Below are 12880 nucleotides of genomic sequence, written 5' to 3'. Positions count from 1 at the left end.
TATCTTTTTTAGATATTAATTCTTGGTAATTACCTATCACTAATTTACAGCTAAGAGATTCCTGTGGAATTAGGAATAAATCAATCTATCTGTACTTTCTCTGGTGGCTGCATTACTGAACTACAATTTGGACAACTACGCTTGTCTGTATCACCATAATAATTATCGAAAATTACAGGCATATCGGTTTCAATATTTTCAACTGTAAAATCTTCTTCATATAACTTGGTTGTACAATTTTCGCAAAACCAAAGTAAAGCATCTTTAACACCTTTGTCTCTTGGGTATTCTATAACTAAACCAACGGTATTTGCACCACGTTGCGGAGAATGCGGAACCTTTGGTGGTAATAAAAAGATCTCTCCCTCTTTAATATGGATATCTTTTGGTGTGCCTTTATCTATAATTTTTAAAATAATGTCACCTTCAACCTGATAGAAAAATTCAGGTGTTTCATTATAGTGATAATCTTTTCTGCTGTTTGGTCCTCCAACAACCATGACTATAAAATCACCATCTTTCCAAACGACTTTATTGCCCACAGGTGGTTTTAATAAATGACGATTTTCCTCTATCCAAGCTTTGAAATTTATAGGTGGGAATAATTGGCTCATAATTCTATTGTTTTGTCATTCCTGCAAAGGCAGGAATCTACTTTTTGTTTTATTAATTATTAGATTAGCTTTCGCTGAATCTTCGATTTCTGGACAACTGCGGAATGACAAGTCGTATAAAGTTACAAACTTTTTGTGCGTCCACCATCAACGGGTAGGTTAATTCCGTTTATATAACTTGCGCGCTCGCTCGCTAAAAATGTAATAGCAGCGGCTAACTCTTCAGGTTTTGCAAAGCGTTTTGCTGGTACTGCATTTTTCATTGCATTTGCAGCTTCCTCTTCAGTTTTACCAGTTTTGGCAGATTTGTTTTTTATAATTTCGGTTAATCGCTCTGTGCCAGTCGCTCCCGGTAAAACATTGTTTACAGTAATACCAAATTGACCCAATTCGTTAGCTAATGTCTTGCTCCAATTGGCAACAGCTCCGCGAATTGTATTACTTACACCAAGTCCGTCTAAAGGTTGTTTTACAGAAGTAGAGATTACATTAATGATTCTCCCAAAAGTTTCACTTCTCATAAACGGAACAACAGCTTGTGCTAAAACATGATTGCATTTTAAGTGTTGGGTAAATGCGCTTTCAAATGCCTCAATTTCAGCAGAAAACACAGGTCCACCAGCAGGCCCGCCTGTGTTGTTTACTAATATATGAAAACCATGATGTTTTGAAATGTAGTCGCTTACTCTTTGTTTTAATTCCATAGGATTAGAAAAATCAGCAACAATATAATCATGGTTACGATGCTGAGGTAATTCAGCAAGTGTAGCTTTTAGCTTATCTTCATTTCTTGCAATTAAGGTTATAGTTACACCTTCTTCGGCAAGAGCTAAAGCAGTGGCTTTTCCTATTCCTGCTGTACTTCCGCATACTAATGCGTATTTATTGTTTAATTCTAAATTCATTTACTTAGCTAATTTAAAACTGTTAAGAATTTTATCTCCAACTTCAATATATTCATCATATTCGGTTGTAGTAGATGAAAAAGTTAAAATATAAGCTTTACCATTATTGATAAGAAATATTTGCTTAAACTTTAAAGCCATTCCATTACCAAAATCAGCTGTCCATATAACTGCTATTGCTTCCCAACCATCTATTTTAATGCTTTCATTAGATATAACTTTTGCACTTGGAATCTGACCTGTTATTTGATCTATTGAAAGTTTAGAATAGTCTTCGAGACTTAGTGTTTGTAAAGTTAAATCTTCTAAGGTTAGATTTATATTTTCCCTAAATTTATCTTCATTTTGCGATTTTTCATCAGACATTAGTAAGAATACCATTGAAGGCTGAGGCTTTTGTTCACTAGATATCCAGTCTTTAGGATAGCTTACAGCATAATTGTCTTTTGTTAACGTCTCCCAACCTTTTTGTGCAAAAAGTGTTGAACTTATAAAAAATAACAGTAGTGTTGTTAGTTTAATTTTCATGATATTTGATTTTTCGGTTCATACTTAATTTTATTTTACCAGGTAATCGTTTTGTAAATTTAATATTTTATACAGACATTCTTAGCTTCAGTAAAAAATCTTAATGCTTCAAAACCACCTTCGCGACCAACTCCAGATGCTTTTACACCACCAAAAGGGGTTCTTAAATCGCGCATCATCCAAGTGTTTACCCAAACAATGCCTGCTTGTAGTTGGTTACTCATTCGCATGGTACGCTTTAAATTGTTTGTCCAGAGCGTAGCTGATAATCCGTATTTAACTTTGTTAGCCATCTGAAGTACTTCATCTTCAGAATTGAAAGGCATAATTGTAACTACTGGGCCAAAAATCTCTTCTTGGTTGACGCGACATTCATCGTTTGTCACTTCAATAACCGTTGGTTCTAAATAATAGCCATTTTCGAACCCCTTTACAGTGACTTCATTTCCACCATATAAAATAATTCCGTTTTCGTCTTTTGCAATAGTGATGTATTCTTTCACTTTCTCTAAATGAGACCTTGAAACTAAAGCACCAATATTGGTGTCTGATTCAGAGGGATGGCCAATTTTTAAGGCTTTCACTTTTGCAACGAAGTCCGTTTTAAACTTTTCATAGATTGATGCTTCTATGAAAATACGACTTCCACATAAACAAATCTGACCTTGATTTGCAAAAGAAGATCGTACTGTGGTGTTCAGCATATCTTCATAATCGCAATCTGCAAAAATGATGTTTGGGTTTTTTCCACCTAATTCTAAAGATAGTTTTTTAAACATTGGAGCAGCTACTTTGGCAATATATGCTCCAGTTGCTGTACCACCTGTAAATGAAATGGCCTTAATATCGGAGTGTTTTACAATAGCTTGTCCTGTTGAACCTCCAAGACCATGAACAATATTTAAAACACCTTTAGGTAAACCAGCTTCATTACAAATTTCACCCAATAAATAAGCCGTTATTGGTGTGACTTCACTTGGTTTGGCAACGACACAATTTCCTGCTGCTATTGCTGGTGCAATTTTCCAAGTAAATAGATAGAGAGGAAGATTCCAAGGACTAATGCAGCCCACAACTCCAATGGGTTGACGTAAAGTGTAATTAATGGCTTGTTGACCAACACTTTCATGACTTTCACTGGCAAACTGCGTAATAGCATTACCGAAGAATCTAAAATTACTTGCTGCTCTTGGAATGTCTACAGCTTTTGCTAATGCAATTGGCTTGCCGTTATCTTTACTTTCTGCTTCTGCAAAACGTTGTAAGTTGGCTTCTATTAATTCTGAAATCTTTATAAGAATGCGACTGCGCTCGTCTAATGTAGTTTGTGACCAACTTGGGAAAGCTGATTTCGCAGCGATGTATGCATTCTCAACATCTTCTTCTGACGAGTTAGGTATTTGTCCATAAATCTCACCATTAGAAGGATTGTAGTTGTCTATCCAATTATCTTGAATTGGATTATGAAAATTTCCGTTTATGTAGTTTTTAATTTTCATAACATTTTCTTAATTAACTCTTTGGCTTATAACCTTGTAAAACTTGCAACTATAATTTTTTTTGATGTATAATAAGTCATACCCATGTGACATAAAATAACCCATAGAAAGATAAGCTTTATTTAGTTCTTTATTGAAGATTGGTTTATGTAACATTAATTGTCCTTCTTTTTCGTTATCTGTAATTAACCTTTGAATTTAATCTTTAGAGACAAGAATGATTTCGTTATGATTATCATCGTAGTAACGGATTTTTGACTAATCTACAATGTTAAATCCGTAATTTGAAAGTTTATATACATCTAAGCTTTCATTATTCTTTAATTGATTAACAAATTCTGGCAAAGTTGATGGCTTTACTAATGCACCAATGTATGCAACATCTTTATTTCCTTTGTATTCAAAAGAATAAAATATTAGATGTGGTTTTTTATACCCATAAGGATATAAATATTGGTCCTCTTTATTGTTTAAAATTTCATTTAAAAACGCAAGCTTAAATTCATCAGTAATTACAGGTTTTTCAATGATCGCTTCATCAACTTCAATAGATAATATTTTCTTTTGTAAGTTTTCATATGAAGAGCATAAAAAGATAAAAAATAGAACATAGCAATATTTTCTAAAACTATTAACGGAATTATCGAAGTTGCCGTTTATGTAGTTTTTGATGTTCATCAAAAATTTATTTGTATTTGGTTTCGGTTAATATTGCGTCTATAACGTTTTCTATCTCATTCAATTTTATTTCGGCTGAAATGACTCTATATAAATAGTCATCTGTAATATTCTCAAATTCAATATCGTTAAAAATTTCGTATTTATCTATTTGCAACGTTGAGTTCTTTTTCCAATTTAAATTTCCATATTTATCAATATCCCTCAATGCATAATTTTTTGATAAATAAGGTATTAGTTCATTATCAACTTTTAGTTCTACTCTATTAAAACTTACAGTTAAACTCTTTAAGTCCTTCTGCCATTGGTATAATAGTGTTTTAAGTTTTTTATTTTGAAGTAGTTTTAATCTGCCCGATTGAATTAAATCACTAATGGTATTTTCATTTGGACGAAACTCCCCGCTTTCTAGTACCATAAATAATAGGCTGTCTGCATTACGTTGGTTTATAATTGCTTCAGGCTTACCAAACAAATCCATTATTAAAAAACCTGCATTTTTAATAGCTACAGATTCTAATTGTGTCGCTTTTAATATTTTCTTACTTTCAGAAAACTCATCATTAATATTTTGTAAAATGAAATTCTCTTCTAACTTTTCTTTTCTATTTTCATTCCATGTGTTAATCTGCAAAGCAATCAAAATACCAATAACTACAAGAGCTATTTCACCAATAGCATATTTAAAGTATTTACCTGTTTTGTTTTCCATGAGTATTGATTTACGAATACGTCTAAAGAATTTAATCATTATGAATTTATGTCTATAAGTGCTCTTTCTATAGCTAAAATAATAGTATTAATGTTTTTTTTAAGCCACAATCTCTATCTGTAAGAAAATCTATATTGTGTTTGTGATACCAAATTACATTTTCAAACTTAAGTGTGTTTAGTTTTAAAAAATTGATGCTATTATTAAATTTTTCTGAATAGATCTTAATTTTATCATTATCCCAACTCTTTGTAAGCTCAGCATTTGCCAAAGGAAAATAGTCTATTAAATTATCGTTGTAATTAGCACTCTTAGTGAGTCATTTTTTAAAATGTCTAATTTTCCAGAATTTATAATTTCATCTGTTATTCCGTATCCGGCATTAAAAGTTCCAATATATCCAAGACGTCCCAAAAGACTATCTAATGCTGTAGATTGTTTTTCTAATGTATAGTCTCTAATCATTTTAGTAATTCTAAAACAAGTATCTGTGTTTTTTTTGATTTACGACTATGTTTGCATCAATATTTTCTAAGTTATTATTGAATTCATTTTGTAAACCTATCAAAAGATTTTTTTCTGTTTGGTTGTCTTTACGTTGTTCATTACAATTGTTAATTTGAATTGCAACCAGAATCCCAATGAACACAAGGATGATTTTGCCAATGGCATAGAGTAAATACTTTAAGAATTTGTTTTCAGAAAGCAGTGATTTACGTATATGTCCAAAGATTTTAATTACATTTTAAAATTAAAACGTGATTAAGTGATGGTTGGTTTAAGGTTGGTAATATTAGAAGAATTAAAAATAGTTTATTCTATTTAAAACATCTAATTATGATGTAACTAGCTTGAGTTAGACATAACATATAGTTTTATTCATGCTATTCTTGCCAAAGTTCATCCTCAGCGATAGTCAAAGGCTAGGAATAAAAGCTATTGTTTTTTATAAGCCATAACTTTAATTTCAACCACTAAATCTGGATGTGGTAATTGATGTACTGCAACGGTTGTGCGTGTTGGTCCTGCTTCTTTTTCAAAGAACTCCGCATAGGCTTTATTATAACCTGCAAAGTCATTCATGTTTACTAAAAAGGACGTAACATCAACCACATCTTTTAAAGAGGCTCCTACTTTAGCTAGATTACCTTCTATATTTTTTAAAACTTCTCGAGTTTGTACTTCCGCATTTAAGCGTTTGGTTCCCATTTCGTCAATGATGTCCACACCAGCAATGGTGTTATCTGGTCTTCGAGAACTTGTTCCTGAAACGAAAATGAAATCGCCTACTTGCTTTACGTGTGGATATGCTCCTCTTGGTGTTACTATTTTTTCTTCCATAATTCTGTCATTCCTGCGCAGGCAGTAATCTAGTTTTAATAATTTTATATGTCATGGATTCCTGTCTTCGCAGGTATGACAACTTATCTCAATCCAGCAATTTTATTGTCTTCTAAAATAGCTTCAGTTGCAATTTTTACTTTATCTAAAATGGCTTTCATGTCACCAGTTGTTGAAATAACACCATCAGATAACATATTCAAAATAGCTTTGTCTTGAGCACGTCCTCTAAGCATCGCTTCTCTGTAGCCAATTTGCCCATTAAAAGTAACTAAACTATATTTTGATGAATAGTCGTTTGGAAATTCCTTCTCTAGCGCCATTTCAATTTTTCGTTTTTCTTGAAATATGGGTTGACCAACATGGCTCTTCATTTCATGAAAATTATCAACAGCTAAATCTGCAATAGCGTCGGTATCTTTCTTTCTGTTTTTTTCGTAGGCTGTAAAAGTAGCTTCCCAACTGTCTAAATTTTGGTCGAGTACTTTATCAAATTCTACAACATCTTCAAAAGAGGCATTCATGCCTTGGCCATAAAAAGGAACAATTGCATGGGCAGAATCGCCCATTAGTAAGGTATTTCCTTTATAATGCCATGGCGAACATTTTACGGTTCCTAATGGAGCTGTTGGGTTTTCAAAAAAGTCTTCTACTAGATTTGGCATTAACGCTAAAGCATCAGGGAATTCCTTTTTGAAGAACTCCATAACAATCTCTGGTGTTGTTAAATTATTGAAATTGTATTCACCTTCCGCATAACTTAAAAAGAGTGTTACTGTAAAACTACCATCTAAATTAGGCAATGCAATAACCATAAAGTCTCCCCTTGGCCAAATATGTAATGCATTTTTATAGGTTTTGTAATCTCCAGTTTCGGTTGGTAAAATGCTTAATTCTTTATAGCCGTGTGTTAAGTATTCTTGCGAAAAACTGAATAAGAATTTGCGTTCTAAATAGTAGCTTTTTCTTAAGGCAGAACCTGCTCCATCTGTTGCAATAATGCAATCTGCATCTTCTATAAATTCATGTTTAGTTTCATAATCTTGAAACGTGGCTGTTGTCTTTTCAAAATTAACGGACTTACATTTTTTATTGAAGTGAATTGTGACATTATCGTGCTTTTCGGCTTCAGTTAAAAGTAGGGCGTTAAGTTCTCCTCTAGAGATAGAGTTGATGTATTCGTGGTCTCTACCACTGTAATTTGATAAAAAGGTATTGCTTTCTTTATCGTGAAGCATACGGCCATTCATTGGAATACAAAGTGGCTTTACTTTATCTACCATGCCAACGAGTTTAATCGCTTTATTGCCACGATCTGAAAAGGCTAAATTGATAGAACGACCAGCTGAGATATCTGTTTTTCGTAAGTCTGTACGCATTTCGTAAACGGTAACGTTGTAGCCTCTTTGTCCTAGTCTTAATGCTAGTAAACTTCCGCAGAGTCCAGCTCCTATAATTAGTATATTTTGTTGTTTTTTCATTCTTTTTCTTGTTATTCCTGCGTAGTCAGGAATCTACTTTTATTTTCAACTTGAACGGATTTCGCATCAATTACGAAATGACAAGCTAGTTTAGTATTGCTTTCATTTTTTCTACCATTAAATACACATCTTCAAACGAATTGTATAAAGGCACAGGTGCACATCTAATAACGTCTGGTTCTCGCCAATCGCTAATGACACCAGCTTCGGTTAATTTAGTATGTAATAACTTATCTGCGTTTAATACTTGAATTGATAATTGACAACCACGCTCATCAGGATTTTCAGGGGTGATAATTCTAATGACATCGTCTCCTAATTGATTCAATAAAAACTCAAAATAGCCTGTTAGTTTTTTAGATTTTTCAAGAAGTTTAGTCATACCAACTTCATTAAACATATCTAGTGAGGCTTTAATTGCTGCCATGGACAAAATAGGAGGATTACTTAACTGCCAACCTTCTGCTCCAGGTAAAACATCAAACTCATGTCGCATATTAAAGCGTGTCGCTTTATTGTGACTCCACCAACCTGTAAAGCGATTTAAAGTTTTATCGTGGGCATGTCTTTCATGTACAAAACAACCAGACAAACTTCCTGGCCCTGAGTTCATATACTTATAAGTACACCAAACTGCGAAATCAGCACCAGAATTATGTAAATCTAAATCTACGTTCCCTGCGCCATGTGCACAATCAAAACCAACTTTGCAGCCGTGTTTATGTCCTAGATCTGTAATACGTTTAAAATCGAAAAACTGGCCAGTATAGTAGTTAACTCCACCAATCATAACGAGTGCAATTTCATTACCATGTGTTTCGAGAATCGCTTCTAAATCTTCATAATTTAGTATTTCTTCCTCTTTTCTGGGTGTCCAAAGAATTAAGCCTTCTTTATCGTCATAACCATGATGGCGTAATTGCGATTCTACAGCATACTTATCTGAAGGAAATGCATCACTTTCAATTACAATTTTATAACGTTCTTTTGTGGGTTTATAGAATGAAGCCATCATAAAATGAAGATTCGCCGTTAGTGAATTCATTGTTACAACTTCAATTGGTTTTGCACCGACTAACTTTGCTGTAGCTTCTGTTAAAAACTCATGATAAGGCAACCAAGGGTTTTTTGCATCAGTATGACCTTCTACACCAAGATTTGCCCAATCTTCTAGTTCTTGATTTATATAGTATTTCGTTGACTTGGGTTGTAATCCAAGCGAATTTCCGCAGAGGTAAATCAGTTCGTTTCCGTTTTTGTCTTTCGGAATATGAAACTGTTGTCTATAGCTTGATAATTCGTCTAAAGTATCTTGTTGCTTAGCGTAATCAAGACCAGATTTATAATTGGACAAAGTGAATTAATTTTTCGGTTGCTAACAAAAATAAGGATTTTAAAGCACAAAAAAAGCGCCTTGAAAACAAAGCGCTAGGAATATATATATATAGACGCACGAGGCGGAAAATGTAAGTTATGCGTTTTAAGTCTAAACTTTAGACGCGAATCTTACATTATAGGTTATAAAAGTAGTACATACTCCTACTTGTTTAAAGTTATACTTACGTCGGTAAAATTTAAATTCCAGTTACCACCTGCCATTTTATGATCTGTTGCAATTTTAATACCGTTGTAGTTTTTATAGTTTTCAAAAGTAGTTGCCATTGTAGGTTCTTCTGTGTTACTTTTTCTAAATACCCATTCTTTAATTAAATAATCGTCGCTGTAAAAAATATCATAAGCATCACCAGGTGTATAACCACCTTCATTTGAATATAAAAGGGTAATCATGTTTAATTCATCTTTGCTAATTGGTGCTTCAGCTTTTTTAGATTCTGAGATTTTTGCAGATGCATCCCAAATGAGTTGAAATGGCACTAATAACCAAAACTTGTCGTTAATAAAACCTTTGTCAGTGCCAACGTGTGTGCTATCCATTTGACTTCTCGTATATTCAATTGACCCATAATTTGCTTCAAAAATAACGCTACCCTTTTTAGGAGACCAAGTCCAAGATCTACTACTACCTTTTATGGTGTCTCTGTCTACTTGAAATGTAAATTTTACTTCTTCAACATTTTTCCAATTTTCAAAACCATGTGCATTAGCTATTTTTTCGGCAATAGTTGCATCTTTGATTTCTTCTGTCGTTGGTGTTTCTGATTTACATGCTGAAACTAGTAATAGACAAATCAAACCAAGGTATAATGACTTCATATTAAAAAGTTGTTTTAAATTACATACAAAATTAACCAACGATGAAGGAGAACACTAATTATTTTGATGTAAATAAAGACACTTGGAACAAGAAGGTAGGGATACACGCAGAAAGTGAAATGTATAAAATGAACGCTTTTAAATCTGGCGAAACCTCTTTGATGCCATACGAGTTGAAAGCTTTAGGCGATGTCAAAGGAAAATCACTATTGCATTTGCAATGTCATTTTGGGCAAGATACTTTGAGTTGGAGTAGGATGGGAGCTAATGCTGTTGGCGTTGACTTAAGTGATGAAGGCATTAAATTAGCTAAGCAATTGAATGAGGAATTAAATCTTGAAGCTGAGTTTGTGTGCTGTAATGTTTTAGATACTTCTAAATACGTATCAGAAACCTTTGATATTGTATTTACAAGCTATGGAACCATTGGGTGGTTGCCAGATTTAAAACCTTGGGCAATAATGATTGCTGAACGATTAAAGGTTGGTGGTACGTTTTATATCGTTGAGTTTCATCCTATAGTTTGGATGTTTGATTATGTAGATGGTGTGTCTAAAATGAAATACCATTACAATAAGAAGGACGTGATTTATGACGAATATGAAGGGACTTATGCTAGCAAAACCTCAAAGATGGTGAGTAAAGAATATGGTTGGAATCACGGCTTAAGCGAAGTTGTAAACGCGTTAATCGAAGCAGGATTACAAATAGAATATCTTAATGAATATGATGAAAGTCCGTATGATGTATTTCCGGATTTAGTGAAACAGGATAATGGCTTATATAAAATGAAAGATCAGCTTTTTCCTATGGTATTTGAGATAAGGGCGACGAAGAAACATTGATAAGTATACCGTCTTTAAATTGATTTTTTATGAGTTTATAATGCCAATTACTAAGGCGCTTAGCATTATGATCTGTCTCTATCATTTTAGATACTTGATCAAAACATTTTGAGTCAGAGTGTCTAAAAATAAACCAAGTATCTAAATTTGGGCGATTTATGTGTACTCCACTAATTCAACCATATTCTTTTGTTAGTTCAATCAGTTTTTCAGTATTAAACTTGTCAATTTTTCCACGTATTAGTTTTAAAGAGTTAATCTCTTTTTAGAATAACGACGATCATCTTTATTAAAACTATTAGTAGCTTTTTAACCTTATTTGACAGTCTTTACTTAATTATTTCACACATTTCAGATTTATTTGAAATTGATTTTTGTGCGAAACTTTTATGCAATAAGACGAGTAGGGCAATTGAAAATATGTGTTTAATATGGATAAGCATTTTTTATTAATTTGATAAAACTCTTAAAGAAGAAAACGTTTCTTAATGCTTTTCGTCTTTCTTCAATAATTCAGGCAACTTGGCTTTAAATTTATTTAACCGAGGTATTGAAACATTTCTTATATAGCCATTGTTAGGATTTCTGCGCTCATAGTTTTGATGGTAACTTTCTCCAACCCAAAATTTTTGAAATGGATAAACTTCTGCTGCTATTGGTGCATCTAATTCTTTAGATAAAGCAGCTTTCTTTTCTTCTATAATTTTCTTTTGTGCATCATTTTGATAAAAGATAATTGAGCGGTATTGAGAACCTCGATCTGGTCCTTGTCCATTTACTTGTGTTGGGTTTTGAGATCCAAAATAAACATCTACTAAAGTAGAGAAACTAACCACTTTAGGGTCATAAATAATTTCTACAGCTTCTGCGTGTCCCGTTCTACCAGTATTACTCGCTTCGTAGGTTGGGTTTTCAGAATGTCCGCCTGCATAGCCGCTAATTGATTCTTCAACTCCTTTAACACTTTCGTATACAGCTTCAACACACCAAAAACAACCACTAGCAAAATAGGCTCTTGCTTTGCCTTCCTTTAATGGAATAACGATAGGTTCAGCGTCAATAATTGCTTGTTGATTTTTATTGACTTGTGCCTGATTATGATAGCTAAAAAATAAGCTTATGCTTAAAATATAAAGTAATTTCTTCATGGTGATTTTTTCTTTTTCTAATAGTCGTATAAAATTACAAATCCTTAAACGTAATTCTTTTAAAGTTTTATTAAAAAAAAAGAGCCTTCACGTTAATGAAGGCTCAATATATTTTATGGAATAAAGAATTACTTTGTAAGCTTAGCAAATAATTTATTCATTTTTATTTTTTCTTCTTCAGCTAAAACAGCATCAACTAAGATGCGTCCACTATGCTCATCAGTAATTACTTTTTTACGAGAAGCAATTTCTACTTGTACTTGTGGTGGAATTGTAAAGAAAGATCCTCCAGAGGCACCACGTTCTATTGCAACAACTGCTAAGCCATTTTTTACGTTGTGTCTAATTCTATGGTATGCTTTTACTAAACGATCATCGATTTTCTTTTGAAAATCTTGAGATTTACTTAAAAGCGCTTCTTCTTCTTTTTCAGTTTCTTTAAGAATTTCATTTAACTCACCTTTTTTATGTTTAAGGTGTGTTTGTCTATCTTTTAAGCGACTTTTAGTTTCAGAAATAACTTCTTTTTTCTGATCTATTTGAACCTTAAATTCTTTGATGTTTTTCTCAGCCAATTGAATTTCTAATTCTTGGAATTCAATTTCTTTAGTCAACGAGTTGTATTCTCTGTTATTTCTAACATTGTTCTGTTGCTCGCTATATTTTTTAATTAAAGATTTTGCTTCTTCAATTAAGTTCTTTTTACCTTTAATATCATCGTCAATTATTGAAAGGTTATCACTTAACTTATCTAATCTTTTGTTAAGCCCTTCAACTTCATCTTCTAAGTCTCTTACTTCTAAAGGAAGTTCACCTCTGACATTTCTTATCTCGTCTACTCTAGAGTCGATTAACTGTAAATCATATAGTGCTCTTAATCGTTCTTCAACAGAAACTTCAGCTTTTTTTGCCATA

15 protein-coding genes are annotated in these 12880 nt (G+C 32.8%); 1 reads left to right on the top strand and 14 read right to left on the bottom strand.

What is annotated here, in order from left to right; genetic code table 11:
- Window positions 1-80: 80 nt before the first annotated feature.
- The 12 genes from B2U95_RS05145 to B2U95_RS05090 form a co-directional block, all read right to left on the bottom strand.
- Window positions 81-614 (bottom strand): 3-hydroxyanthranilate 3,4-dioxygenase, encoded by a 534-nt coding sequence (locus B2U95_RS05145; RefSeq protein WP_296313476.1) that lies wholly within the window; start codon window positions 612-614, stop codon window positions 81-83.
- Window positions 615-736: 122 nt separating this feature from the next.
- Complete coding sequence (locus tag B2U95_RS05140) at window positions 737-1519, bottom strand: SDR family oxidoreductase (protein WP_296313475.1); 783 nt, start codon at window positions 1517-1519, stop codon at window positions 737-739.
- Window positions 1520-2047, bottom strand: a complete 528-nt coding sequence (locus B2U95_RS05135) for a PsbP-related protein (RefSeq protein ID WP_296313473.1) — start codon at window positions 2045-2047, stop codon at window positions 1520-1522.
- 59 nt (window positions 2048-2106) lie between these two features.
- The gene (locus tag B2U95_RS05130; RefSeq protein WP_296313471.1) at window positions 2107-3546 is read right to left on the bottom strand and encodes an aldehyde dehydrogenase; all 1440 of its coding nucleotides are present in this window, start codon (window positions 3544-3546) and stop codon (window positions 2107-2109) included.
- A gap of 258 nt (window positions 3547-3804) precedes the next feature.
- Window positions 3805-4224: a hypothetical protein gene (locus B2U95_RS05125; protein WP_296313470.1), complete on the bottom strand. Its 420-nt coding sequence runs from the start codon at window positions 4222-4224 to the stop codon at window positions 3805-3807.
- Between the two features lie 7 nt (window positions 4225-4231).
- Window positions 4232-4936 (bottom strand): DUF6090 family protein, encoded by a 705-nt coding sequence (locus tag B2U95_RS05120; RefSeq protein ID WP_296313469.1) that lies wholly within the window; start codon window positions 4934-4936, stop codon window positions 4232-4234.
- Between the two features lie 285 nt (window positions 4937-5221).
- Window positions 5222-5401 carry a hypothetical protein gene (locus tag B2U95_RS05115; protein WP_296313468.1) on the bottom strand — a complete coding sequence of 60 codons (180 nt, stop codon included), beginning with the start codon at window positions 5399-5401 and terminating at the stop codon, window positions 5222-5224.
- Between the two features lie 10 nt (window positions 5402-5411).
- The gene (locus B2U95_RS05110) at window positions 5412-5585 is read right to left on the bottom strand and encodes a hypothetical protein (protein ID WP_296313467.1); all 174 of its coding nucleotides are present in this window, start codon (window positions 5583-5585) and stop codon (window positions 5412-5414) included.
- Window positions 5586-5872: 287 nt separating this feature from the next.
- Entirely contained in the window at window positions 5873-6277 is a 405-nt protein-coding gene (locus B2U95_RS05105; protein ID WP_296313466.1) for a RidA family protein, read from the bottom strand.
- Window positions 6278-6360: 83 nt separating this feature from the next.
- Window positions 6361-7758, bottom strand: a complete 1398-nt coding sequence (locus B2U95_RS05100; protein WP_296313465.1) for an FAD-dependent oxidoreductase — start codon at window positions 7756-7758, stop codon at window positions 6361-6363.
- Window positions 7759-7843: 85 nt separating this feature from the next.
- The gene (gene kynU, locus B2U95_RS05095; protein ID WP_296313464.1) at window positions 7844-9112 is read right to left on the bottom strand and encodes a kynureninase; all 1269 of its coding nucleotides are present in this window, start codon (window positions 9110-9112) and stop codon (window positions 7844-7846) included.
- Window positions 9113-9297: 185 nt separating this feature from the next.
- Complete coding sequence (locus B2U95_RS05090) at window positions 9298-9972, bottom strand: hypothetical protein (RefSeq protein WP_296313463.1); 675 nt, start codon at window positions 9970-9972, stop codon at window positions 9298-9300.
- 41 nt (window positions 9973-10013) lie between these two features.
- On the opposite strand from B2U95_RS05090, the gene B2U95_RS05085 reads away from it, so the two are divergent.
- Window positions 10014-10817 (top strand): class I SAM-dependent methyltransferase, encoded by an 804-nt coding sequence (locus B2U95_RS05085; protein WP_296313462.1) that lies wholly within the window; start codon window positions 10014-10016, stop codon window positions 10815-10817.
- A gap of 485 nt (window positions 10818-11302) precedes the next feature.
- Here the strand turns inward: B2U95_RS05085 and msrA are convergent, their stop codons facing one another.
- Complete coding sequence (msrA, locus tag B2U95_RS05080; RefSeq protein ID WP_296313461.1) at window positions 11303-11965, bottom strand: peptide-methionine (S)-S-oxide reductase MsrA; 663 nt, start codon at window positions 11963-11965, stop codon at window positions 11303-11305.
- A 128-nt stretch (window positions 11966-12093) separates the two neighbouring features.
- Window positions 12094-12879, bottom strand: a complete 786-nt coding sequence (locus B2U95_RS05075; protein ID WP_296313460.1) for a zinc ribbon domain-containing protein — start codon at window positions 12877-12879, stop codon at window positions 12094-12096.
- Between the last annotated feature and the right edge of the window lies 1 nt (window position 12880).

Origin of the sequence: Winogradskyella sp. UBA3174 (assembly GCF_002364335.1) — a bacterium.
GTDB lineage: Bacteria > Bacteroidota > Bacteroidia > Flavobacteriales > Flavobacteriaceae > Winogradskyella.
This window is presented reverse-complemented; position numbering and strand designations above follow the sequence as displayed.